This is a genomic window from Haloterrigena alkaliphila, from assembly GCF_017352155.2.
In the GTDB taxonomy this organism is placed as follows: Archaea; Halobacteriota; Halobacteria; order Halobacteriales; family Natrialbaceae; genus Haloterrigena; species Haloterrigena alkaliphila.
Window position 1 is genome coordinate 1,516,361 of sequence record NZ_CP071462.1, and the last position, 24,046, is coordinate 1,540,406.

The following is a 24,046-nucleotide window of genomic DNA, read 5'->3' on the forward strand; positions in this document are numbered from 1 at the left end:
CGGACTTCGCTGCCCTCCGAGACCGACTCTCGAGCGAACCGCGCGATCCGCGTCAGTCGCCGGCCGCGGACTCGAGTTCCGCCTCCGACGCGCCGTCCCCGTCGATTCGCTCCTTCAGAATTTCGGCGATCCGGCGGCTCGCGGTGCCGTCGCCGTAGGGGTTCGGCGACGTCTCGGGCGTCCGCTCGTCGGTCAGAGCCGCGCGGATGCGCTCGGTGTCGGTGCCGACGAGTTCGTTCCAGCCGGCGTCGACGGTCTCGGTCCACTCGGTCTCCTCGCGGAGCGTGACGCAGGGCGTCTCGAGGAAGAACGCCTCCTTCTGGACGCCGCCGGAGTCCGTGACGACCCGGTCGGCGGTGTCGAGCAGGCGCACGAAGTCCAGATAGCCCAGCGGTTCGACGATCTCGAGGGCGTCGTCGGCCCGCTCCCGGAGGCCGTACTCCTCGAGGGCCTCGACGGTCCGCGGGTGGGCGGGGAAGACGATCGGCTTCTGGGCGTCCTCGAGGCCCGCGAGGATCGACTCGAGGTTCTCGCGGCGGTCGGTGTTGCTCTGGCGGTGGACCGTCGCGAGGATGAATTCGCCCGCCTCGACGCCGAGATCGTCGAGGACCGTCGAGATGTTCGCGACCCGGTCTCGGACCGCCAGCACGCTGTCGTACATCACGTCGCCGGTCCAGTAGACGCCGTCGGTGATCCCCTCGCTCGCGAGGGCGTCGACGGCGCTCTCGCTGGGGGGAAAACACAGATCCGAGGCGTGGTCGGTCAGCACCCGGTTGATCTCCTCGGGCATGTCGCGGTTGTGGCTGCGCAGGCCGGCCTCGACGTGGGCGACGACGGTGTCGCACTTCGAGCCGACGATGGCCCCCGCCAGCGTCGAGTTCGTGTCGCCGTAGAGCAGGATCACGTCGGGGTCGGTCTCCTCGACGATGGGTTCGATCTCCGCGATCATCTTCGCCGTCTGCCGGCCGTGGGTGTCCGACTTGACGCCGAGGTTGAAATCGGGTTCGGGGATGCCCAGTTCCTCGAAGAAGACGGCCGACATCTCCTCGTCGTAGTGCTGGCCGGTGTGAACCAGAACCTCCTCGCCGACCTCCCGGATCGCGTCCGAGACGACCGCGGCCTTGACGAACTGGGGCCGGGCGCCGACGATCGAACAGACCCGCATCAGCTCACCTCCGTGGCGCCGGCCGTGGCCTGTTTCGTCCGCTGATCGCCGTAGGAGACGGCGATGTCACAGAGCAACTCCGTCACGTTGTCGATGTCCTCGACGTACTCGTCGCGTCGCTGCTCCCAGCGGTCGACGGCCGTCTCGTCGGCCAGCAGTTCCTGCGCCTGTTCGAGGACCGCTTCGAACGACTCGAGGTTCCGGACGAGGCCCGCCTCCTCGAGTTCGATGAAGTTCCCCATGTCCTCCTCGCCGACGAAGGAGTTCGAGCGGATCGCCGGCGTCCCCAGCAGCGCGGCCTCGGTCACCATCGTCTGGGTGTCCGCGACCAGCAGGTCGGCCTCGGCCAGCGCGTCGTGCATCCGAGCGGGGTGGAGGTCGTAGGGTCGGGCCTCGAGGTCGTCGAAGTCGAGGCGCCCGCTCTCGTCGGAGACGAAGACGGTGGCGTGGTCGGCCAGTTCGGAGAGCAGTTCGCGCCGTTGCTCGATCGAGAACCCCTTCTTTCCGACGTCGTGGTGACCGTTGAACGCGTTGAATCGGACGAGCGCGTAGGGTTCGTCCCGCCCGACGCCCAGTTCGTCCCGGACCGATTCGTCCGGCTCGAAGACGTCGGGGTGGAGGTAGGCGGTTTCGGTGACGCCCGTGAACTTGTAGTGCTTGTCGCCGAGATCCTTCCGGAAGGCGCTGGGCGTCAGGATCGCCCGGACGAACGGTCGGGCGACGACGTGGTCGAGCGACGTCTCCGAGTCCAGCACGGCGATCGTCGGCGTCCGCGTTACCGTGCCGGCGACCGCCGCGTACGGTCCCTTCCCGAAGATCACGTCGGGATCGAACTGACGGGCCTGCCGAACGATCGTGTAGAGGTGGGAGGGCAGTTCCCAGGCCAGCGAGTGCAGCGACTCGCTGCGCTCGCCGTAGATCACGTAGGGGAGATCGGCGGCCTCCAGGAGCGCCTCCGTCACCTCGTCGTCTCTGGCGAGAACGAGAACGTCGTGGCCCTGGTCCTCGAGTCGCGTTACCGCGTGTTTGTACATGTGAACGTGGGCCGGCGTATTGTTGAAGATGAGCGCCTTCATGGTCACCGTAGCTGATAGTTACACGAAATTCGATATGTGACATCGTTATTCGTTCTGTAACCCGCATCCATGAGGGGGGCCTCGTCGATCAGTGACCCATTTCCGTTCCCGGACACAGTTTAACCGGTTGAAAACGATCGAAACCGTCGACCTGTAGTGTCGGATCGGCGACCGTCGCGCGATTCGACCACGACCCGATCACGGCCCTCGTCCGTACGGCTGCAGACACGAACGGCTTCCTACGGGCCCCCTAACCTCGAGGAGTGAGTCCGACCTCTACCAGCGACGACGTCGGCAAAGCCGTCGAAACGGCCGCGGGCGACCGAATCGGCGCCGTCGCCGACGTCGACCCGGAGACCGCCTACGAGGAACCGGCGCCAGACGCCGGCGACTCGACCCGGGCCGTCTTCGAGCGGGGCGGTGACACCGAGACGGCCCCGCTGGCCGATGACGTCGTGAGCGAGCGAACCGGCGACTCGAGCGGGTAAGACGACTCCGACAACTCTTCTCCCGGCCTGTTGTGACTACAACTGAACGCGTCCTGCTGATCGAGGACGCTGATTCAGTCGCCCAGTTCTCGGAGCTTCTTCTGCACCTGCGCGTATACGTTCGGGTGCAGGTTCATTCCTTCGTCCACGAGGTCGTACAGGATATCGGTCGCCTCGTCCGCCGTCAACTCACCGTCTTTCGTACAACTGAGCAACAGCGTCGTCACCCACCAACATTCGACGCCGTGACTCCGAGCGACCTCGATCAGCCCCTTGTCGTTCGCGAGAAGGATCTCCTCGTCGGCCTCCGCTAGCAGGATCACCGACGCGTCGGCCACCGCAATTCCCTCCATCGTCGCCACTTCGTCGGCTGCGTCCGGCGTTCGGTGAACGGCGACGTCCGACAGAAACTCGTCGAGCGCCGCGGCACCACGCTTTCCCTCCGTAAGGACTTTCTCCCGAACGTCTTCTGTCGTTCGAATATCGTCGAAGGCGGTTGAGACGAGGTCGAGCCGCCCGATCCACGCGAGCGGAATCAGCGCGGAGGAATCGACGACGACCATCAGATGCGATCGAGATCGCGTTCGAGGTCGTCCGTCGTGTACCCGACGTCGATCCCCTCTTCGGAGGCGAGAGTCACCATCTCGACGTACGAGACGTCCGCCAGCTCCGCTGCCTTCCGCAGCGTGATGCGGTGGTCACGGAGCTGATCGAGTGCCCGCTCCTCGCGCCAGTCGGCGAGGCCCTGTCGGATCAGGCGCCGAAGCACCTCCGACCGATCGGCGCTCCACTCCGTCTCGAGTTCGGCGAGGGCCTCCTCGTCGTCCTCCGGAATGCGCGTGGTGACCGTTTTCATCGTTACGATCGACTACGTTACGATACGCAATAGATGTAACGGGTAGCCGTCCCCCGTTTGAGTACTGTGATGGTGCGGGTACGCAGTGCTCGACGGCTGACCGATACTATCCGATGTGCCTTTCCGGGTCGGGGGCGTCTCATTCCGTATGAACGCAGATCCACTGACCGCGCCGACGCGGAACGTGACACGAGGTTCGGTGAGGCACCTATGACGGGGAAAGACGACTACTACAACCGGGCGAAGCAGCAGGGCTACCGGTCTCGAGCGGCCTACAAGCTCAAACAGCTCGACGACCTCGAGAACGTCATCTCGGGGGGCGACACCGTCGTCGACCTCGGCGCCGCTCCCGGCGGCTGGCTGCAGGTCGCCGCCGAGAAGGCCGGCCCGCAGGGGTCGGTCATCGGCGTCGACCTCCAGCGGATCAAGGACCTCGAGGACGAGACGCTGAACGAGCGGATCGAGACGCTCCGCGGCGACATGACCGAGGAGAAGACCCGCGAGCGCGTCACCGACGCCGCCGACGGGCCCGTGGACGCCGTCGTCTCGGACATGGCGCCCAACATGTCCGGCGAGTACTCGCTGGACCAGGCCCGCTCGCTCCACCTCGCGCGGCAGGCCTTCGAGACCGCACTCGAGTTGCTCGACACCGGCGGCAACTTCGTCGTGAAGGTCTTCGAGGGGCCGGACGTCGACGACCTCCGGGCGGATATCGAGGACGAGTTCCAGTACGTCCGCGCGACCGCTCCGAAGGCCAGTCGCGACGAGTCCTCCGAGATCTACCTCATCGGGAAGGGGCGGCTCACCGCCCCCGTGCGGCCGGGCGACGAACTCGAGGTCGAGATCGTCGACGTCGGCAGCGAGGGCGACGGCATCGCGAGCGTCGACGGCTACCGGCTGTTCGTCCCCGACACCGAGGAAGGGGAGACCGTCACGGTGCGCGTCGAGGACGTCAAGCCCAACTTCGGCTTCGCGGAGCGGATCGACCGGGACTGAGACGGATCGCTGTAACAGCAGTTGTAACGGATTTCTTTGTTCAGAACTGTGATCGGTGCTGAATTTGGTGATTCGGTAACTACGCGTACCAACATTTTGCTCTGCGCTCCCTCGCTCTGCTCGGTCGCTCGGCAAAATGTTGATTAACAGCACTCCTCCCTCCCTTGGCTCGCGGCGTTGCCGCTCGCCGTACCGCGGCGCTTCGCGCCGCGCTTTCCGGGTCGGTCGTCGGCCCGCTCGCTCACTCCGTTCGCTCGCGGTGAGTGTACACTCTTTGGGCTGGACTTACCGTACGTTGCACGCTCAAAACCGAATAACGAAACTGTACTACTATCTACTGGTAAGGGTTTCCCGGCGCAACTGCGACCGTCCTGCGGATGCGTCGACACCGATTTCTAGCAGTCTGGCTGACCGGTCGGCTACTCCTCCGTCTCGAGGCGGTCGTGGCGTTCGTCGATCTCGTCGAGAATATCGAGGGTCTTTCGGATCGACGCGCGGATCGCGTCGCTGCGGTTGACGAACTTGCCGTCGTCGCCGACGTGGTCGTCCAGATCCTCGAGCAGTTCCTGCGGAATTTCGACGCTGATCTTGGGCATCAGTCTGGGTCGACGTTCGCAGCCACCCCCCTTAAGCCGTCGGCTCGCGGCCCGATCTGCGCCGCGATTACTCGGGGCTCGCGCCGGCCTCGGCGTCCGACTCGGCCTCGGCGGGGGTGCCGCCGCGGCCGCCGCCGAACAGTCGGCCGCCGGCGGTGAGCACGTAGAGGAGGCCGAGTCCGAGCACGTAGGTCAACGCGATCGGGAACGCGAGCAGGAGCATCGTCAGGATGCCCTTGGGGCTGGCGAAGGCGGCGACCGTGAAGATCCCGATGACGACCGGCCGCCAGCGCGCGAGCATCGTCCGGTAGTTGACGATGCCGCCGATGTGGAACAGCGCCATCGTGACGACGATGTTCAGGAGGAAGCCGATGCCCAGCGTCGTGTAGATCACGAGCCAGGAGAAGCTATTGATCCGGTAGGAGACGACCATCTGGTTCTGGACGGCGTCGGTGATGAGATACGAGATGACCGCCGGTGCGATCCAGTAGAATCCGAGGAAGACGCCGATGCCGAAGCCGGCGAACAGCGTGAATCCCCAGAGGAGGAACACCCGCGAGTCCCCGCGGACGAGGCCGCGTTCCTTGGCGGCCGGCCAGCCCCAGTACATGAGCAGCGGCAGGATGGAGACGAACGCGAGGATCGTACTCACCTTCACCATGAAGATCAGCACTTCGACGGGGTGCAAGGCGACGACCAGTCCGAGGTCGCCGAGCAGCTCCGTCGTCGCCTCCGATCCGGTGACCTCCGCCCCGTTTCCTTCCGCGACCTCCCGGAGGACGTCGTCGGGGACGCGGTCGACGAACTGCGCGAGGATGACGCCGAACCCGCCCTGATACAGCGCGATGAAGGTCCCGGCTAGGACGGCCATGAAGACGCCGACGATGTAGATCGTCTTCGACGTGAGGCTGTCGACGATGAAGGCGAGGTCGTAGGCGTAGCCGCCGATGTCCTCCTCGGTCGTCTCCTCCTCGGTGAACGCGTCGAGCATGCCGGCGGCGGTGCTCGAGACGAGGCTATCGTCGTCGCCGTCGTCCCCGGCGGCCGCGCCGGCGGTGCCCGCCGCAGCGGCCGTTTCAGCCGCGCCGGCGTCGGCCCCGTCGCCCGACTGCTGTTCCTGCAGCGTGTCGAACCGATTGAGGATCGCTTCGGCCTTCGCTCGGTCGTCGTCGTACATCGCCTGCCGCGAGTAGTCGAGCGCCTCTTCCTCTTCCATCGAGAGGAAGACCTCGGCGGGCACGTCCGCGATGTCGTCGGCCGCGAGGGTGTCGAAGTCGACGTCGTCGGGGTCGTCGGCGCTTCGCAGGTCGTCCTCCCGGGGGTAGATCGGCGACCGTAACACCTTGATCGTGTAGGCGACCAGCACGACGAAGCCGACCGCGGCGGCGACGATGGCACCGACGCCGACCGCACCCAGCAGACCGTGTTCGGCCGCGAACGACTCGAACCAGAGCGTGCCACCGGGACGGTACGGTGCGGGAAGCATCGGGTAGACCGACTCCTCGAGTCGGTCGAACCCGTTCTGCTCGACGAAGACGGCCGTCCCGGCCCAGACGAGCGTCAGGGCGCCGACGAACTGCAGGACCCGTCGTTTCATGAAGGAGGCGCCGGTGTCCAGTTCCGCCGCACCGCGGCGACGGATGTTGGCGACCATCTTCGCGAGACCGAGGCTGAAGGCGTAGAGACCGACCAGCGGCAGCGCCCACATGATCAGCGTGAACGGGTCCGGCGGGGAGAAGGCCGCCCCGAAGACCGTGATGGCGACGATCGCGTGGCGCCACTTGTCCCGGAACGTCTCGTAGGGGACGATCTCGGTGTAGGAGAGCACGCTCATGAACAGCGGGAGTTGCGCGGCGAGTCCGAACGAGATCGTCAGCAGGGCGACGAACTCGGTGAACTCGGTGATCCCCCAGTTCGGGTTGACGCCGGCGTCGTGGGCGACGGTCCCGAGGAAGTCGAACGCGAAGGGGAAGAAGACGCCGTAGGCGTAAGTGACGCCGATACAGAACAGCGTGAACGAGGTGAGAACGAGGGCGGCCGCGTACCACCGCGAGACCGGGACGACCGACTGGTAGCCGCGACGGCGAAGGGAGTCACGCGAGAAGTAGAGCAGGGCCGGAATCGCGACGAGGATACCGGTAAACATCCCGATCTTCGCCTGCAGGAGGATGACCTCGAACGGCGTGCGAGTGATGATCTGGGTCGCGTTCGCGACCGTCTCGTTCATCTCCGCTTTCGCCGTCGCCTCGAGGAACTCCCAGACGAAGACCCGGAGGGCGTAGAAGGACCCGATGAACCCGATGACGAAGACGATAAACACCTTTTGGAGATGCGTCTGCGCGGCCGACAGCATCGCGCCGATCGTCTCACGGCCGGTGTTGATGGCTTTGGCCGTATCCTCGCCAACGGCAGAACTCATTGACTACCCGTGGGTAACTGATATCGAGTTATCAACCTTTCGTGTGCTGATACGGCGACGACCGCCGCGAGGGCCTTGTCACCTTCGAGCAGTGGCCGTAAGAAAAAGGCCTATAACTGGGGACCCTTTCATATCTCGATAGATGTCGGACGACCCGCCGGACCGTGGGGACGGCAACGCGGAACCCGAAACCACCGGGGAGCCACAGGAGTCGTCCGACGAGCCGATTTCGCCGGACGAACGTGACGCCGAGACTACCCCGCCGGTCGAAACCGACGGCGAGGGCGTCGTCGGCGATCACCCCGATCACGGGGGCCCCGGCTATCCGGATCCCGACGACGACGTCGGCGGCATCTCGACGCCGCCCGACGACGAGGAGATGCCGCTGGCCGATCACATCGAGGAGATGGTGCTCCGGTTCGCGGTCGTCCTCCTGTTCGCCGCCACCGGGACGGCGCTGGGATTGCTGGTCGCCTCCGACGCCCTCAGCTACATCTGGACTGACGTGTTCCCCTACCAGACCGACGAAGTGCCGCCGCCACACGTCTACCATCCGCTGGAGCTATGGCTGACCCGTATCAAACTGTCGGCGCTGCTGGGGATCATGGTCGGGCTCCCGGCGTTCGTCTACCAGTGTTACCGGTTCATGCGCCCCGGGCTCTATCCCAACGAGCGCAAGTACTACCTCGCGGCGGTGCCGACGAGCGTCGTCCTCGCCGCGCTCGGCATGCTGTTCTCGTACCTGCTCGTCCTCCCGACGCTCTTCCAGTACTTCACGTACTACGCCGAAGGCAGCGCGAACATCGCGTACGCGCTCGGCGAGACGTTCAACCTGATCATCACGCTGACCGGTTTTCTGGCGATCGTCTTCCAGATCCCGCTGTTCATCATGCTCGCGATCATGATGGGCGTGACGACCCGGCGCTGGCTGGCCCAGAAGCGACTCTACTTCTGGGCCGCCTTCGCGGGCCTCTCGTTCATGTTCACCGTGGACCCGACCATGATGGCGCCCATCCTCGTCGCGGTCACGATGATCCTGCTGTTCGAGGGGACGCTGGTCGTCCTGAAGTGGGTCGGACGGGAGTAACCGGCCCCGTCGATCCGATCCGTTCGGGTTCTCGAGTCGGTTCCTCGTTCCAGCGTCTCGCCCTCGCCGGCGTCTTTCGTCCCTCGTGCGCTCGCTGCGCGGTGCGTCCGCGCGCTCTCGTCACGTGCCGCGAGAACACGTAACAAGACCCGTCGTACGACCTCCCGATTTCGTGGACACGCGTTCGATCGCGGCCTCCCGTCAGCGTGTTTCAGGTCCTTATATTCTGCCTATGCATCCGTAGATTGAGGGAAGCCTCGCGTTATCGGCAGAAAAGATACGGATTGTAAACGATCAGCGTTTAGTAGTCGTATACGTTCTCTATTTCTGTGAAAGAGTGCATGATATTGGTCCAAATCCTCTCTGTAGAGTGTGATTGTAAATCACACATCGGTCGTCTCGGATCGTGCGGGAGGTGGACCGCGTGACGGACCTCGTGCCGACGACGTGTATGCGGTGTGCGGTCGGCTGCGGACACGTCCAGCGGGCCGTCGAACAGGGATACGGGCTCGACGTCGTCCGCGGCGACGCCGCCCACCCGGTCAACAACGGGCTGGCCTGCCAGCGCGGGATCAAGGAGAGCGTCGATCCCGGCGGCGAGTGGCTGACCCGGCCGCTCGTCCGTCGCGACGGCGAACTGGTCCCGACGACGTGGGAGACGGCCCTCGAGCGCGCCGCGGAGGGGCTCGACGCGGCCCTCGAGAGCGGTTCGGGCGGCGAGGGCGTCGCGGTGCTTGGCAGCGGCCAGCAGACCAACGAGGCCGCCTACGCGCTGGGGAAACTCGCTCGCGGGGGGTTCGGCACGCCGTACTACGACGCCAACACGACGCTGTGTATGGCCTCGGCCGTCACGGCCTACTACGACGCCTTCGGCAGCGACGCGCCGCCGCCGACCTACGACGACATCCCCGAGGCCGAAACGCACCTCGTCTGGGGTGCGAATCCGGCGGCTGCCCACCCAGTCCTTCTCCGGTGGATTAATCACTCGGCCCAACAGGACGACTCCGAACTGATCGTCGTGGACCCGATCGAGAGCGAGACCTCCGAAGTCGCCGACCACCACGTTCCCGTCGCGCCCGGCGGCGACGTCGACCTCGCTCGTGCCGTCCTCGCGCGCGTCGTCGAGACCGACCGCGTCGACGAGGCGTTCGTCGCGGAGGCGACCGAGGGGTTCGACGACCTCCGCGAGCGGCTCCCCGACGCGGGCGAGGCCGCGGAGGCCGCCGGCGTCTCGCTCGCGGACGTCGACCGCATCGCCGAGGCCCTCGAGGACCCCACCTTGCTCTACTGGGGGATGGGAATCAACCAGAGCGTCAACGGAACGGCGGCGTCGGGCGCGCTGATCGATTGCTGTCTCGCGACGGGCAACCTCCGGCCCGGCTCCGGTCCGTTCTCGCTGACCGGGCAGGCCAACTCGATGGGCACTCGCGTCTGCTCTTCGAAGGGATCCTGGCCCGGCCAGCGCCCCTTCGCCGACCCTAACCACCGCCGCGAGGTCGCCGAGACGTGGGACGTTCCCGCATCCCGTCTTCCCGACGACCCCGGCCCCGGCCCGGTCGGCATCGTCGACGAGATCGGCGGCGACGTCGAGGCCGTCTACGCCGTCGCGACCAACCCCGTCGCCGGGATGCCCGACGCGAACCGCGTCCGCGAACAACTCGAGGACGCCTTCCTCGTCGTGCAGGACGCCTTCCGGTCGGAGACGGTCGAATTCGCCGACGTCGTCCTCCCCGCGGCGACGTGGGGCGAGTCCGAGGGGACGACGACCAACATGGAACGCACCGTCTCTCGCGTGCGCGCGGCGACGGAGACGCCCTCCGGCGTCAAGACCGACCTCGAATTGATCGGTGACCTCGCCGGTCGCCTCGTTCCCGACCTCTTCGACGGGGAACTCGAGCCCGCTGCGGTCTTCGACGAACTGGCCGCCCTGACCGCTGGGACCCCCGCCGATCTCTCGGGGATCAGCTACGATCGCCTCGAGCGCGAGGTGGCGGTCCGCTGGCCCGCACCGGAGCCGGACGTCTCGGCCGGCTACCGCTACTACGAGGGGCCGGCGGCGGACGACCGGCGCGCTGACGGGGCGGATGACGACAGCGCCGGCGCGGATTCGACCGGTACCGCCGAGCGAGAGGAATCCTGGTCGTTCCCGACTCCGTCCGGTCGCGCGCAGTTCTCGACGAGCGAGACCCAACCCCTGCCGGAGTCGACCGACGAGGAGTACCCCTTCACCCTGACGACGGCTCGCCGCCCGGACGCGTACAACTCGGGCGTCCGAGCGCGCGACGACGAACCCGTGGCCCGGGTCAGCCCCGCGACCGCCGCCGCGCTGGCCGACGAACTCGAGTCGCGACCGGCGGGGGAGTTCGAGTCGATCGACGACGACGGCGATTCCGGCGAGTACGCCCGGGTAGTCTCCCGTCGCGGCGCGATCACCGTCCGCGTCGAGCGCGACGAGTCCATCCCCGACGGCGTCGTCTGGCTCCCGATCCACCAGCCCGCGGTCAACGAACTCACGCTCTCCGACGTCGATCCGCGCTCGAAGGAACCCAACTTCAAGCAGTGTGCGGTCCGCCTCGAGGCGCCCCGGGAACGGGACGTCAGGGCGGTCGCGGAAGTAAGCGCCTGACGATGGCGGGACGGTTCGGGTGTTCGACCGATGCCTGAGCGTCCGCCGGAGCCGACCGACTCGGGTGAGACGCCCGCCGTTCGGGGGACGCCGCGACGGGGCGTCGCCTCCGCGACGCTGGGGTTCTTCGTCGGGTTCGCCGGCGTGGTCCTCTACGGACCCGTGGCGTCGGAGTTCGAGGGTGCGATGGGTCTCTCCGGCCTGTTGCTCGGCCTGCTCGTCGCGGCGCCCCAGTTGACCGGCTCGCTCCTCCGGATCCCCTTCGGCGCGTGGGTCGAGGACGTCGGCGCGAAGAAGCCGTTTCTGGTCCTGCTCGGGCTGTCTATCGTCGGGATGGGCGGGCTGTCGGTGCTATTGCTGACGTCCTCCCCCGACGGGTTGACGATGGCGCACTACCCGCTCGTGTTCTTCTTCGGGGCGCTATCGGGTTGTGGCATCGCGACGTTCTCCGTCGGGATCACCCAGACGTCCTACTGGTACCCCTCGGAGAGACAGGGGACGGTGCTCGCGGTCTTCGGCGGTCTCGGCAACACGTCGCCGGGACTGTTCACGCTCGTCCTCCCCGTCGCGCTGGCTGCGTTCGGCCTGACGGGCGCCTACCTCGCGTGGTTCGCGTTCCTGATCGTCGGCACCGTCGCCTACGCGCGCTACGCCGTCGACGCGCCCTACTTCCAGTTCCTCGAGCGCGGCGTCGACGAGGACGAGGCCAGACGACGCGCCGAGGCGGCCGGACAGGAGCTGTTCCCCGGCGGCGACGCGATGGCCTCGATTCGGGGAGCGGCGAGCATCCCCCGGACGTGGGTCCTCGTCGCGCTGTTCTTCACGTCGTTCGGCGGCTTTCTCGCGCTGACGACCTGGCTCCCGTCGTACTGGCAGGCCGTCCACGGCGTCGACGTGCGAACCGCCGGCGCGCTCACGGCGGTCGCCTTCACGCTGCTCGCGGCGCTGATCCGCGTGCCGGGCGGGGTCGTCAGCGACCGCCTCGGCGGCGAACGAACCGCGATCGCGAGTTTCGGGGCTATCGTGATCGCCACCGCCGTCCTCGTCGCGACCCGCGAGTTCGCGCTCGCCGTCGCCGCGACGGTCCTGCTCGGTTCCGGCATGGGCGTCGCCAGCGCGGCCGTCTTTCAACTGGTCCCGACGTACGTCCCCGACGCCGTCGGCGGCGCCTCGGGACTGGTCGGCGGGATCGGCGCCTTCGGCGGCTTCGCCGTCCCGCCGATCCTCGGTCTCTTCGTCGACTTCCAGGGGACGACGGGGTACGCGACCGGATTCGTCGTCTTCCTCGTCCTCGGAATCGTCTCGATCGGGCTCTCGGCCGGACTGTACCGCACGCGGTCGACGCTGGTCCCCGATACTGACGCTCCGGCGTCCGCCGACGACTGACCGCCGACTGCCCCCGTTCCGCCCTCGAGTCGAGTGTCGACCGGACGGCCGGATCGTCGAGTTTGAATCGACCGAACGGTCGGGCCGACCCGGTTCTCGACGCGATCATGACCGGTGACGCGCTCGAGCGCTGACCTTTGCGATATGCGTGCTCCATTGCGCGCGAGTTTGCGAGACGGGTCGTGCGTCCATCGTCGACCGAACACCGGTGTCTCAGCGGGTTGTGGGTCGTTCTCATTGTTTCGAATCGCCCAGTCGCCCCACCACTCGAGTCGGATATACGTCCTAATACTCATCATATTCCATTGGAGATGGTACGTTCGAGGCCGAACGGGGAAGAAAATCAGTTATTTGTAAACGATTACCGTTATATGGTTTAGTAACGTGGAGTAAAAACGTGAATTACGTCATGCTCAGAGAGGGAATGCGCAAATTTGGTTTCGATCGTACGATCGGGGTGGTCGCCGATGGCGCATAAGAAAGAGGAGCTCAAGGAGGGCTGCTACGGCGACGAGGTTCGCGAGCACATCCTCGAGTTCGCCGAGAACGGCGGCTACGAGGCGATTCCGGAGGACGAACGCGACAAGTGGTTCACCCGGTTCAAGTTCTGGGGGCTCTTCCACCAGCGCGACGGGCAGGAGTCGTACTTCATGATGCGCCTGACCAACGCCAGCGGGATTTTGGAGCCGGAACAGCTTCGGACGATCGGCGAGGTCGCCCGCGAGTACGCGAACGGCCCCGTCGAGAACCCCGAGTTCGGCAACGGCTGGATCGACCTGACGACCCGCCAATCGGTGCAGTTGCACTGGCTCAAACTCGAGGACGTCCCCGAAATCTGGGAGAAACTCGAATCCGTGGGCGTCCACTCCCGCTCGGCCGGCGGCGACACGATGCGCAACATCTCGGGCTGTCCGCTCCACGGCAAGGCCGAGGAGTTCGTCGAGGCCGGACCGCTGCTCGAGCGCTTCGAGGAGGACCTGCGCAAGGATGACGATCTGGCGAACATGCCCCGGAAGTTCAACATCAGCGCGACGGGCTGCAAGATCGGCTGCGCCCAGGATTCGATCAACGACATCGGCTTCGAACCCGCGAAGAAGGAGATCGACGTCTCCGGCGAAGCCGGAGGCTCGTCGGACGAGTCCGACGGTGGCGAGGAAGTGCGAGGATTCAACGTCCGCATCGGCGGCGGTCTCGGCGGCCGCCAGCCCCGCGCCGCGACGCCGCTGGACGTCTTCGTCCGGCCGGAGAACGCCTACGAGGTCGGCCGCGGCTTCGTCGAACTCTACCACGACCACGGCGGCCGAACGAACCGGTCGAAGAACCGCGCCCGATTCTTCGCCGACGACTGGGGGATGGAGAAGATCCGCGAGACGCTCCAGGCGGAGTACGTCGACTTCGAGATGCACACCGCCGGCGAGGACTTCCGCGAGGAGTACACCTACAACGCCGGTCGGCCGACCGAGGACGGACCCCACGACCACGTCGGCGTTCACGACCAGCAGGACGGCCGCAACTACGTCGGCCTCAGCGTTCCCGTCGGTCGCATGCCCGCCGAGGACGCCGTCGAACTCGCCGATCTGGCCGACGAGTACGGCTCCGGTGAGGTTCGACTCACGCGACGCCAGAACCCCGTCATCGTCGACGTCGCCGACGACGACCTCGAGGCGCTGCTCGCGGAACCGCTGCTCGAGACCTACCGGCCCGAGCCCAGCACCTTCGAGCGCGGCGCGATGGCCTGTACGGGCACCGAGTTCTGCTCGATCGCGCTGACCGAGACGAAAACGCGCATGGCCCGCATGCTGCGCTGGTTCGAGTCGAACGTCGACCTACCCGACGACGTCGGCAAGATCAAGATGCACTACTCCGGCTGCACCGCCGACTGCGGGCAGGCGATGACCGCCGACATCGGCCTGCAGGGGATGCGCGCCCGGAAGAACGGCGAGATGGTCGAGGCCTTCGACATCGGCGTCGGCGGCGGCATCGGCGAGGAGCCCTCCTTCGTGGAGTGGATTCAACAGCGCGTCCCCGCCGACGAGGCCCCCGGCGCGATCCGCAATCTGCTCGAGGCCTTCGCGGCCCACCGTTCGGAGGGACAGACGTTCCGCCAGTGGGTCGAGGCGACGGGCACCGAACAGCTCGTCGAGTTCTGCGAGCCCGAGGAGACCGACTTCGAGGCGCCGTACATGGACGACGCCAAGCAGTCCTGGTACCCCTTCGCCGAGAGCGAGTCCGCCGCGGCTGCCGTCGCCGACGAGACCGCGGCGCCGTCTGACGACTAACGGCGTTTCGAAACGGTATTCTGCGCCATTTCGCCGACCGAGTATCGTCTCGTGCGATTCGCTCGTCGAGAACGCGAGTCGATCAGGGAGGAGAGCGTCCGTCACGCTAGTACGGCGAAACCGCCGACAACTGCCGACTCAGAAGCGGCGGGCGAGGAGTCGCTCGAGAAATTTCGCGAATCCGATCGTCGGCGTTCCGGGGAGGTAGACCGGCACCTCGCTCCGTTCGGTCAGTTCCGGGGGATCGTTCCAGGTCTCGTCCGTGGAGTTCTTGGCTGCCATACGATCGATTGGAACCAGGCGCATTTACGTTTTTGCAAATTTAGTTCTCGTATCGAAAACAATCAATCGTGACCGAGTAACGTTCGCACGGTATTCGATGGCCCGGGACGCCGACGGCAGACGGGCGGAGACGGTGCCGTCGACCGTCCGGCGGCGCGGGTTACCGGTGTTCGCGCGTTCGCTCGTAGGCGTAGTCGACGGCGTCCTCGAGCGAGCCGGGGCCGTCGTAGTTGGCCGCGAAGAGATCCATGAACTGGCGGGCGATCCGCCCGCAGCGCTCGAACGTGAGGACTGTCCTGACGCGGATCGTCTCGGAGAGGTCGAGGCCGGGGTAGGTCGTCGCGGTCAGGGCGTACCCGGGGTGGTCCTCGCCGTCGAGCGACGCCGGCGCGACCTTCAACCGCAGGTCACCCGATTCGTGACGATACATCCGATACTCCATTTCCCGGTCCGTGTCGGCCGGGGTGTAGGTCCGACTCTCTTCCGTATTCCATTCGGGCGGCACGTCGGCGTCCATCATCCATCGATACCGACCGAAGGGCTACGTCCGTACCGAAATACGCAATATTCTCGGACGCAAGTCCAGAAATTCCACCAATGATGGGTTCACTCCGTCGAACCGGATTATATTCTGGAAGAACGTTTGATTACAGAGGAACAATTCGGAGGATGTCGAAACCGGGGACGGAATCGGGGTCGAAATCGCACTCGGTTCCCGATAGGGTCGGAACTCCACCGATCCGACGTACCCGTGCCAGCCCGTCAGTCGTCGCTCGAGTCCGCAGTCCCAGTTGCGGATTCGCTCGCGCCCGTCTCCGCCGGACTGACGCTCCCCGTCCGGTAGCCGTGGAGATCCAGCGTGACGTGGTCGAACCCCAGTTGCGAGAGTTCCTCCCGGACCGTCTCGGCGAACTCGCGGGTCAGCGCCCGCTCGAGTTCGTCGGGCGCGACCTCGATGCGGGCCAGTCCGTCGTGGTCGCGCACGCGGAACTGATCGAACCCCCACTGGCGGAGCAGGGCCTCCGCGCGCTCGACGCGGGTGAGCCGCTCCTCGGTGACCTCGAGGCCCGTCGGGATCCGCGAGGAGAGGCAGGCCATCGAGGGCTTGTCCGCCACCGAGAGGCCGTAGCGGGCGGCGATCTCGCGCACCTCTTCTTTGGTAATGTCGTGAGCCAGCAGCGGCGAGTGCACCTCGAGTTCGTCGACCGCCTGCAGGCCGGGGCGGTGGCCCGCGCCCGGATCGTCCGCGTTCGTGCCGTCGCAGACCGTCTCGATCCCCAGCTCGCGGGCCGTCTCGAGCATCTCGCCCAACCGCATCGTCCGGCAGTGGTAGCAGCGATCGTCGTCGTTCGCGACGAACGCGTCGCTCTCGAGTTCGGAGAAGGAGACGATCTCGTGGCGGATCCCGATCTCCTCGGCGACCTGCCTGGCATCCTCGAGTTCCGCCTCGGGGAGCGTCTCGCTCTTCGCCGTACAGGCGACCGCGTCCTCCCCGAGGGCATCGCGGGCGATGGCGGCCACGACGCTCGAGTCTACCCCACCGGAGAACGCGACCAGCACGCCGTCCCGCTCCGCGAGGTCCTCGCGCGCGGCCTCGAGTTTCGCCTCGAGCGTTGTCATGACCCGTCGTTCGCACCCGACGGGCAAAAGCGCGTTGTCGTCGGTCGGGATCGGGACGTCGCCGCGATCAGCCGTCCGCCTCGTGGACCCGATCGAGCAGTCCCGACTCCGGCACGTCGACGACGCCGGCGGCGTCTAACACCGACTGAAACGCCTCGGACTGGAAGTACTCGAGCGCCTCCTCGAGGCGATCGTCGTCGAGTTCCTGTACGACCAGCAGCGTCGTCGGATCGTCGCGCTTGCGAAACACTTGCGTTCCCAGCGAGCCGTGAGCCGCCCGCGCGTCGGCGTTCTCCTCGTGGTGGGTTTCCCAGCGGTCGTAGTCCTCGATTACGTGTTCGGCGTACAGGTAGACCATCGAATCGTCTTCACCGTACGGTCACCAGCCACAAAACAACCGGTCTACTCCCGACCGCGATCCCGCCCGTCTCGGCTCGAGTCCCCGACGGCCGCTCGAAGCGCCTCGCGGGCCTCCGGCGGGACCTCGTCGGCGCGCATTCGCTCGTCGAGTCACCAGCGGCGCTCGAGGACGACCGCGTCGTCGCGAGCGGGCGTCCGGAGCGGGCCGTCCACTGCACGCCGGGCGGTTAAGTCCCTGTTCGTGGTAGACCTCGAGAGTACGATGTCCGTGTCCGACCGATTACGGCAGTTGCGAGCGACGAGCGACGAACGGGAGGGCCCCGACTCGATGGCCCATCAGTCGCGCGCCGAACACGCGTTCTACTCCGCCGTGCGCGGCCTCCAGGCGGGGTTCGTCGCGACGATCATCATGACGGCGTTCCGGCTCCCGATCCTGCGGTCGCTGCCGCCCTCGGCGAACTTCTGGGCGCAGTACGTTACCGGCGGCGACCCCGAGGAGCATCCGCTCGCCGGGCTGATCCTGCACTTCGTCTACGGCGTGCAGGCGGGGGCGATATTCGGCGGCCTGTTCGCCCTGCAGGACGCCGACCGATCCATCGAACCCGAGCAACGCGGTCTCGTCTGGGGATCGATCTACGGAATGGTCCTCTCGGCCTTCGGCTCGCAGTTCATGCTGAAGGAACTGCTGGGGATCCGCCTCGACGCCGACGAACTCGCGCTGTTCCACGCGGGACACCTCGTCTACGGCCTCTCGCTGGGCGCGTGGGTCGGATCGCGGACCGAAGGCGTCGAGGACCCCGAGACGGAGTACGAGTACAACGACGGTAACTGAGTCCGCACCGCCGAGACGACCGCGACTCCGTTCGCACCGATCCGATACGACCCGCCCACTTCTCGACGTTCCGCCGTCCCGTTCAGACGTCCACGACGTCGATCAGCCCCTCGACGTCCTCCTCGAGTCGGTTCGCGTACTCCAGACGCAGGTCCCGCGCGTCCGCCTTCGTCACGTACTGGCGGCCGTCGATCCGCGTCGAGATGGGGTGATAGTCGTCGACGGAAAACCCCATCCGATCGAGGTAGCGGACGACCTCGGCCGACTCGAGGCCGTCGTGGATCGCCGCCTCGGCGAGGTCGCAGGCGACGTCGAACGCGGGGAGGCTGATGCCGTCGCGCGTGACGTGGCCGGTGTTCCGGGGGTCGCTGTCGGTCTCGATTTCGACGGTCGTGTGGTGGAGCCGTTCCATCACCGTCTCGAGTTCGTCGGCCAGTTGCAGCAGTTGGCTCGGGAGCGCCGCGTCGGGCGAGCGCCACTCGACCGTCGGCATCTCGTCGCGCAACCTGATCGGCGTCCAGACGACGTCGTCGACCGAGAAGTGTTCCTCGATCGCCTCCTCGGCGATTCCCTCCTCGAGGGCCGCTTGCTTGAACTCGTCGTAGCGGTTCTCGAGTCGGCGGTGCCACTCGCCGACGGTCTCCACGTAGTGCCAGAGCTGGCCGTGTTTGGGGTACTCCTCGTAGCTCTTCTTCCGGTAGCTGTAGGCGCGGGCGCTGTTGGCGACGCGTTCGCCGTCGATGTACGGCGAGGAGTTGACCAGCGCCAGCGCCGAGTCCAGCGCGATGAGCGCGTTGAGCTGGTCGGTGACGTTTCGCTTCTCGACGTGAACGTGCGTCCCGGCGCAGTGCTTCGCGTAGTCGAAGTTCTCGCCGACGACAGCCTTCTGGATGCGGCCACGCTCGCCGGACCGCCGGTCGATCTGCCCGCAGTTGATCGGCGTCCCCAGCGGGACGAGCCGCTTGTCCTCGGCCGCCGCCTTCGAGAGCACCTCGTCGAGGTCCCTGACGAACTCCGCCCGTAGTTCGTCGATGGTCTCACACGGCGAGGTCTTCAGTTCGAACAGCGGTTCGACGAACTCCTCTTCCGTCCGTTCGGAGACGTCCGTGAGCGCGCCCGGTTCGGTGAGTTCGCCGTCGGTATCGACGACCCAGTACTCGACTTCGATGCTCGTGTTCATACTCGAGAGGGGGTTCCGCTGTCGTGGCGTCGGTTCCGCAGCCGTCGCTCTCCGTTGCCCTTCGGTTCGGCCAGCGTGGCGGTAGTCGACGCTTTGATGTCGGTCGGTTCGACGACGGTCCGTTCGTCGGCGCTCTCTGCCCGTGCCGCCGCCGTCGCGGTTCGATACGGTCCCTTTCACGCGATTCGTTGAAGTGGCGGTGCCTGCAGCCGCCTGCCGTCCTTCCATCGCACGTTCGTCACGTGTCGCGGTGACACGGTACACCGGTCGGTCGTCTCGGCGATACTGACGTGCGGTCGGTCGACGGCGGTCGGATGATTCCGTAGAGGTGACTCGCCTCGCCCTTGACCGTCCACCCGAACCGGTTCGCACTTTTTTCCACTCCGTAGGAATTGTAGCGTTACTTGAGGGGATACGGAATCGACCTGTGACTGTCATGCAAATCTCTCGAAAACAACTGGCCACGTTCCTCGCGGCGATCTTCGTCCTCAACCTCGTCGTGATGGGCGGAGGGGCGTGGCTGTCCTACGAGAACGAACCCGAGATTCCGGAGACGATCGTCGGCCCGGACGGCGAGACCGTCGCGACCAGCGACGACGTCCAGACGGGGAAGATGGTCTTCCAGGAGAACGGCTTGATGAATCAGGGGTCGATGCTGGGCCGCGGTAGCTACTACGACGTCGACTACACCGCCGACGCCCTCGAGTTGAAGACCGACTACATGCGCGACTACTACGCGCAAGAAGCGTACGACACGGCCTACGAGGACCTCGAGTCGTCCGAGCAGGCCGCGATCGACGCGCAGGTCCGAGAGGAGCTGCAGTCGAGCAGCTACGACCCCGACGAGGTCGAGTACTCCGCTGCCGAAGCGTACGCACACGAGCAGGTCCGACAGGACTACGTCGAGACCTACCACGAGGGCGACCGCGAGCGCGGGATTCAGAAGGGGCTGATTCCGACCGAGGAGGAGGCCGAACAGTTCGCGGACTTCGCGCTGTGGACCGCCTGGATCTCACACACTGATCGCCCGGGGACGGACGTCTCGTTCACGAACGACTTCCCGTACTCGCCCGACGCGGGTAACGAGGCCGGCGGCGCGGTGATGACCTGGAGCGTCATCGCGATGGTGTTGCTGGTCGCCGGGGCCGGGGTCGCGATCTGGCTCTACCAGGCCGTCGAACTCCCCGAACCGAAGGCCGGCGGCGTCTCGATCCCCCACCCGAAGGAGATCGATCTGACGCCGAGCCAGTTACTGAGCACCAGGTTCATCCTCATCGGGGCGCTGCTGTTCGTCCTCCAGACGTTCATGGGCGGCCTGCTCGCCCACTACTACGTCGAGCGCGACGACTTCTTCGGCCTCCACGAACTCGCCGGGATCGACATCCTCGAGTGGCTCCCGTGGACCATCGCCCGCACGTGGCACGTCGACCTGGGGATCCTCTGGATCGCCACGATGTGGCTCGGCGCCGGCCTCTTCCTCGCGCCGCTGCTGACCGGCCGTGAGCCGCGCAAGCAGGCCCTGTACATCAAGGGATTGATCGGCGCGCTGCTGGTCGTCGCCGTCGGCGGCCTCGCGGGTATCTGGCTCGGCGTCAACAACTTCTTCGACGGCCAGCTGTGGTGGCTGCTGGGCAACGAGGGACTCGAGTACCTCGAGATCGGTCGCGTCTGGCAGGCCGGTCTACTTGTCGGCTTCGTCGGCTGGACCGCCCTGGTCGCCCGCGGGTTCAAGCCACTGCTGGACCGCGAGCCCCGGTACGGGCTGGCCCACATGATCGTCTACGCGGGCGGCTCGATCGGCCTGCTCTTTATGGCCGGTTTCCTCTACACGCCGAAGACGAACTTCGTCATGACGGAGTTCTGGCGCTGGTGGGTCGTCCACATGTGGGTCGAGGGCGTCTTCGAGTTCTTCATCCTCGTCGTCATCGCGCTGACGCTGGTCTCGATGAACCTCCTGACCAAGAAATCGGCCGAGAAGGCCGTCATCTTCCAGGCCGCGCTGGTCATGGGCAGCGGCATCATCGGCGTCTCCCACCACTACTGGTGGGCCGGCCTCCCCGAGGTCTGGCTCCCCATCGGGAGCGTCTTCTCGACGCTCGAGTTCATCCCGCTGCTGTTCATCCTCCACGAGGCGCTGGGCCAGTACCGCGCGATGGACGCCGCCGGGACGGACTTCCCCTACCGGATGGCGTTCTACTTCATCGTCGCCTCGAGCGTCTGGAACTTCTTCGGGGCGGGCGTCATCGGGTTCTTCATCAACCTCCCGGTGATCAGCTACTTCGAGAGCGGGACCTACCTGACGGTCGCCCACGCCCACGGCGCGATGTTCGGCGCCTTCGGCTTCCTCGCGATGGGGATGGCCGTCTACATCCTCCGGGTGACCACCCGCGACGCGCACTGGTCCGACCGACGACTGCGCTGGTCGTTCTGGCTCTGTAACGCCGGCCTCGCGCTGATGCTGTTCCTCTCCCTGCTCCCCGTGGGCTTCCTCCAGCTCGAGACGGCGTTCACGGACGGCTACGCCGCCTCGCGGGGACTGGAGTTCTACAACAGCGGGACGATCCAGACGCTGTTCTGGCTGCGCATGCCCGGCGACACGCTGTTGATCGCCGGCGCGATCGTCTTCGCCTGGGACGTCGCCGCGAAACTGCTCTTCCAGCGGAAGGCGACCGCCGAGGAGACGCGCAGCCACGTCATCGCCGACCGGATCTTCGGCGAGGACGACGCGGTCGACCCCGTCGATCCCGTCGACCCGGTCAGCGACGACGACTGACGCCCCGGTCGACGCTTCTCTATCTGTCACGCTGTCATTTTCCGACGGAGTCCCCCTCGAGGGGCCGCAACGGCTAACAAAACCGACCCGAATTACCAGCGTATGCGCAGGCCCGGCGTCACCGATATCGTCTCCGCCGAGCGGATCCCGCAGTACGTGGTCGGCTTCGGTGTGGCCCTGACGCTCGTCGTCCTCGGTGAAATCGGGCTGCTCGCCGCGTCCGGCTCTTCGTACCTCACGGCCGGCCCGTTTCTGGTCGGTCTGATCACCGTCGCCCCCATCATCGTCGGCATCGCGTACGGGGGCTACTGGCTCGACTCCGTCCCGCTCTCGCCGTCTCGCTACCCGCGGATCGTCGGCTGGCTGCTCGGCGGACTCTTCGTCTTCCTCCTCATCAATCTCGCGCTCATCGCCGTGTTTCCGACCGACCCGTTCGCGATGGTCGTCGGGTGGGTCCGGTGGGCCGTCGCGTTCGGCGCCGGTACCGGGTTACTGATCGGCTGTATCGAAGCCCGAGCCATCGAGCGCTCGCTGGCCGCCGAACGGGCCGCGCTCCGGGCGGAACACGCGGAGGAGCAACGGGAGTACCTCGACTACCTCAACAGCATCCTCCGCCACGAGGTGTTGAACACCGCGACGATCATCAACGGCTACGCGTCGCTTCTCCGCCGGGAGGCGGCCACGACCGATCAGCACCGCCGGTGGGCGGAGATCGTGATCGACGAGTCCGAGGAGATGTCGTCGGTGATCGACGACGTGCGGGTCCTGTTGCAGTCGACGGACGGAGAGTGGCGACTCGAGGCGGTCGACGTCTCCCAGGTCCTGACCGACGAAGTGCGGAAACTGGAGCACAAGTGGGGGCCCGTCGACGTGGTGACGGAGATCCCGCCGAACGTCCGCGTTCGGGCCGACGGTCTGGTCGCTCGCGTCTTCGGTAACCTCCTCTCGAACGCGGTCGAACACAACGACGCGGCGACGCCGCGGGTCGCGGTGCGAGTCGACCCAGGCCCCGACACCGTGCGGATCGAAATCAGTGATAACGGCCCGGGAATCCCCGACTCGGAGCGCGACGCGCTCTTCGAGCGGGTCGAGAGCCACGGGAGCACCCACGGGCTGGGGCTCTATCTGGTCGACCGACTGGTGAATCGGTACGGCGGATCGGTCGAACTCGTCGAAACCGGCCCCGACGGCAGCCTGTTCGCGGTCGAACTCCCGGCCGCGAGCGCCGGTCCGGACGACGCGAGCGCGGACTCCCCGCAGTCGACGCTCGAGGAGTAACGGTCCGCCCCGCTCGGGTCACGGCCGACCGACCGCGTTCCGCCGGCGCACGAGATAGTAGCCCGCCACGATCGGTTGGAGCGGCGGGACGAACAGGCTCAGGAACGCGATCCCGAGGTAGATCGCCGGATTCGGTCGCCACGACCGGGTGTGCGTGCAGACGTAGGCCGCGTCCCGGTGGATCGCGATCGGAAACGAACCGAACGCGACCGCACCCGCGAGGCCGACGCCGGCGAGAAGCAGCCCCGGAATCGTGAGGACGACGGCGATCACCGCGGCGACCGCCCCGAACAGCGTCACCGCGAGCGAGACGGCGACCACGAGCCACCAGTCCGACCCGCCCGGCGGCGTCCCGAACCGTCTGTGTCGTCGCGCGAGGTAGACGACGCCCGCGACCGGCGCCGAGACGAGCGTGACCGCGGCGTTGAGCCACGGACGAGGCCGCCAGTTCCCGCTCGCTCGCGGTCGACGGCGGATCCGCCGGGCGTCGAAGAAGATCGCCACGAGCAGGCCGAGCGTCAGGGCCGTGTAGCCGAACCCGCTGACGAGAACCAGCGCGAGTTGTAGGCCCGGAACGCCGAGGTCGGCGTCCTGCAGGACGCCGACGACCCCCACTCCGATCACCGGCGGGAACAGGTACAACAACCGCTCGGCGAGCCGCGCCCACTCGATTTCGTCGACGTGTGTCCTCATCTGGCGGGCGGTGCGCTACCGTCGAGGGTCCGTCGCTCGCTCCGCCGTCGCTTG

At 66.6% G+C, this 24,046-nt stretch carries 21 protein-coding genes; 9 read left to right on the forward strand and 12 right to left on the reverse strand.

The annotated features are described in order from the left end of the window. Positions 1–52 precede the first annotated feature (52 nt). Together wecB and J0X25_RS26180 are read right to left on the reverse strand one after the other, a co-directional pair. Positions 53–1,165, reverse strand: coding sequence for a non-hydrolyzing UDP-N-acetylglucosamine 2-epimerase (gene wecB, locus J0X25_RS26175; RefSeq protein WP_207290476.1), 1,113 nt, complete (start codon positions 1,163–1,165; stop codon positions 53–55). Further along, the gene (locus J0X25_RS26180; protein WP_207290477.1) at positions 1,165–2,241 is read right to left on the reverse strand and encodes a DUF354 domain-containing protein; all 1,077 of its coding nucleotides are present in this window, start codon (positions 2,239–2,241) and stop codon (positions 1,165–1,167) included. Before J0X25_RS26180 ends, wecB begins: the two co-directional genes overlap by 1 nt. Positions 2,242–2,504: 263 nt before the next feature. Here J0X25_RS26180 and J0X25_RS26185 point away from each other — a divergent pair, with 263 nt between their 5' ends. Then, a complete protein-coding gene (locus J0X25_RS26185; protein WP_207290478.1) occupies positions 2,505–2,729 on the forward strand; it encodes a hypothetical protein in 225 nt (74 codons plus the stop codon). 74 nt (positions 2,730–2,803) lie between these two features. Here the strand turns inward: J0X25_RS26185 and J0X25_RS26190 are convergent, their stop codons facing one another. Next, on the reverse strand, positions 2,804–3,292 hold the full coding sequence (locus J0X25_RS26190; protein ID WP_207290479.1) for a PIN domain-containing protein: 489 nt from the start codon (positions 3,290–3,292) through the stop codon (positions 2,804–2,806). Then, positions 3,292–3,585: a UPF0175 family protein gene (locus tag J0X25_RS26195; RefSeq protein ID WP_207290480.1), complete on the reverse strand. Its 294-nt coding sequence runs from the start codon at positions 3,583–3,585 to the stop codon at positions 3,292–3,294. Before J0X25_RS26195 ends, J0X25_RS26190 begins: the two co-directional genes overlap by 1 nt. Before the next feature lie 210 nt (positions 3,586–3,795). Here J0X25_RS26195 and J0X25_RS26200 point away from each other — a divergent pair, with 210 nt between their 5' ends. Next, positions 3,796–4,581, forward strand: a complete 786-nt coding sequence (locus J0X25_RS26200) for a 23S rRNA (uridine(2552)-2'-O)-methyltransferase (protein ID WP_207290481.1) — start codon at positions 3,796–3,798, stop codon at positions 4,579–4,581. Positions 4,582–5,000: 419 nt separating this feature from the next. Here J0X25_RS26200 and J0X25_RS26205 read toward each other — a convergent pair whose 3' ends face one another. Then, a complete protein-coding gene (locus tag J0X25_RS26205; protein WP_207290482.1) occupies positions 5,001–5,177 on the reverse strand; it encodes a ribbon-helix-helix domain-containing protein in 177 nt (58 codons plus the stop codon). 67 nt (positions 5,178–5,244) lie between these two features. Continuing rightward, complete coding sequence (locus tag J0X25_RS26210) at positions 5,245–7,596, reverse strand: twin-arginine translocase subunit TatC (RefSeq protein WP_207290483.1); 2,352 nt, start codon at positions 7,594–7,596, stop codon at positions 5,245–5,247. Positions 7,597–7,738: 142 nt separating this feature from the next. Here J0X25_RS26210 and tatC point away from each other — a divergent pair, with 142 nt between their 5' ends. The 4 genes from tatC to J0X25_RS26230 all read left to right on the forward strand — a co-directional run bounded on the left by tatC (position 7,739) and on the right by J0X25_RS26230 (position 14,974). Then, positions 7,739–8,683 carry a twin-arginine translocase subunit TatC gene (gene tatC, locus J0X25_RS26215; RefSeq protein ID WP_207290484.1) on the forward strand — a complete coding sequence of 315 codons (945 nt, stop codon included), beginning with the start codon at positions 7,739–7,741 and terminating at the stop codon, positions 8,681–8,683. Positions 8,684–9,107: 424 nt separating this feature from the next. Continuing rightward, complete coding sequence (gene nasA, locus J0X25_RS26220) at positions 9,108–11,309, forward strand: assimilatory nitrate reductase NasA (RefSeq protein WP_207290485.1); 2,202 nt, start codon at positions 9,108–9,110, stop codon at positions 11,307–11,309. 30 nt (positions 11,310–11,339) lie between these two features. After that, positions 11,340–12,695: an MFS transporter gene (locus tag J0X25_RS26225; protein WP_207290486.1), complete on the forward strand. Its 1,356-nt coding sequence runs from the start codon at positions 11,340–11,342 to the stop codon at positions 12,693–12,695. Between the two features lie 467 nt (positions 12,696–13,162). Further along, positions 13,163–14,974: a nitrite/sulfite reductase gene (locus J0X25_RS26230; protein WP_207290487.1), complete on the forward strand. Its 1,812-nt coding sequence runs from the start codon at positions 13,163–13,165 to the stop codon at positions 14,972–14,974. 138 nt (positions 14,975–15,112) lie between these two features. Here J0X25_RS26230 and J0X25_RS26235 read toward each other — a convergent pair whose 3' ends face one another. The 4 genes from J0X25_RS26235 to J0X25_RS26250 all read right to left on the reverse strand — a co-directional run bounded on the left by J0X25_RS26235 (position 15,113) and on the right by J0X25_RS26250 (position 17,234). Next, on the reverse strand, positions 15,113–15,256 hold the full coding sequence (locus J0X25_RS26235) for a hypothetical protein (RefSeq protein WP_207290488.1): 144 nt from the start codon (positions 15,254–15,256) through the stop codon (positions 15,113–15,115). Positions 15,257–15,416: 160 nt separating this feature from the next. Further along, complete coding sequence (locus tag J0X25_RS26240) at positions 15,417–15,773, reverse strand: hypothetical protein (protein ID WP_207290870.1); 357 nt, start codon at positions 15,771–15,773, stop codon at positions 15,417–15,419. 245 nt (positions 15,774–16,018) lie between these two features. Further along, positions 16,019–16,876 carry an ATP-dependent sacrificial sulfur transferase LarE gene (gene larE, locus J0X25_RS26245; protein WP_207290489.1) on the reverse strand — a complete coding sequence of 286 codons (858 nt, stop codon included), beginning with the start codon at positions 16,874–16,876 and terminating at the stop codon, positions 16,019–16,021. Positions 16,877–16,943: 67 nt separating this feature from the next. Next, positions 16,944–17,234, reverse strand: coding sequence for a cyclase (locus J0X25_RS26250; protein ID WP_207290490.1), 291 nt, complete (start codon positions 17,232–17,234; stop codon positions 16,944–16,946). 264 nt (positions 17,235–17,498) lie between these two features. Here J0X25_RS26250 and J0X25_RS26255 point away from each other — a divergent pair, with 264 nt between their 5' ends. Further along, positions 17,499–18,068 carry a DUF6789 family protein gene (locus J0X25_RS26255; protein ID WP_207290491.1) on the forward strand — a complete coding sequence of 190 codons (570 nt, stop codon included), beginning with the start codon at positions 17,499–17,501 and terminating at the stop codon, positions 18,066–18,068. 82 nt (positions 18,069–18,150) lie between these two features. Here the strand turns inward: J0X25_RS26255 and J0X25_RS26260 are convergent, their stop codons facing one another. Beyond that, positions 18,151–19,248: a glutamate-cysteine ligase family protein gene (locus tag J0X25_RS26260; protein WP_207290492.1), complete on the reverse strand. Its 1,098-nt coding sequence runs from the start codon at positions 19,246–19,248 to the stop codon at positions 18,151–18,153. 436 nt (positions 19,249–19,684) lie between these two features. Between J0X25_RS26260 and J0X25_RS26265 the strand changes: the two genes are divergently transcribed. Next, complete coding sequence (locus tag J0X25_RS26265; RefSeq protein ID WP_207290493.1) at positions 19,685–22,021, forward strand: nitric-oxide reductase large subunit; 2,337 nt, start codon at positions 19,685–19,687, stop codon at positions 22,019–22,021. Positions 22,022–22,123: 102 nt separating this feature from the next. Further along, complete coding sequence (locus J0X25_RS26270) at positions 22,124–23,299, forward strand: sensor histidine kinase (protein WP_207290494.1); 1,176 nt, start codon at positions 22,124–22,126, stop codon at positions 23,297–23,299. Between the two features lie 18 nt (positions 23,300–23,317). On the opposite strand, the gene J0X25_RS26275 is transcribed toward J0X25_RS26270, so the two are convergent. Beyond that, positions 23,318–23,992, reverse strand: a complete 675-nt coding sequence (locus J0X25_RS26275) for a hypothetical protein (RefSeq protein ID WP_207290495.1) — start codon at positions 23,990–23,992, stop codon at positions 23,318–23,320. Positions 23,993–24,046: the final 54 nt, after the last annotated feature.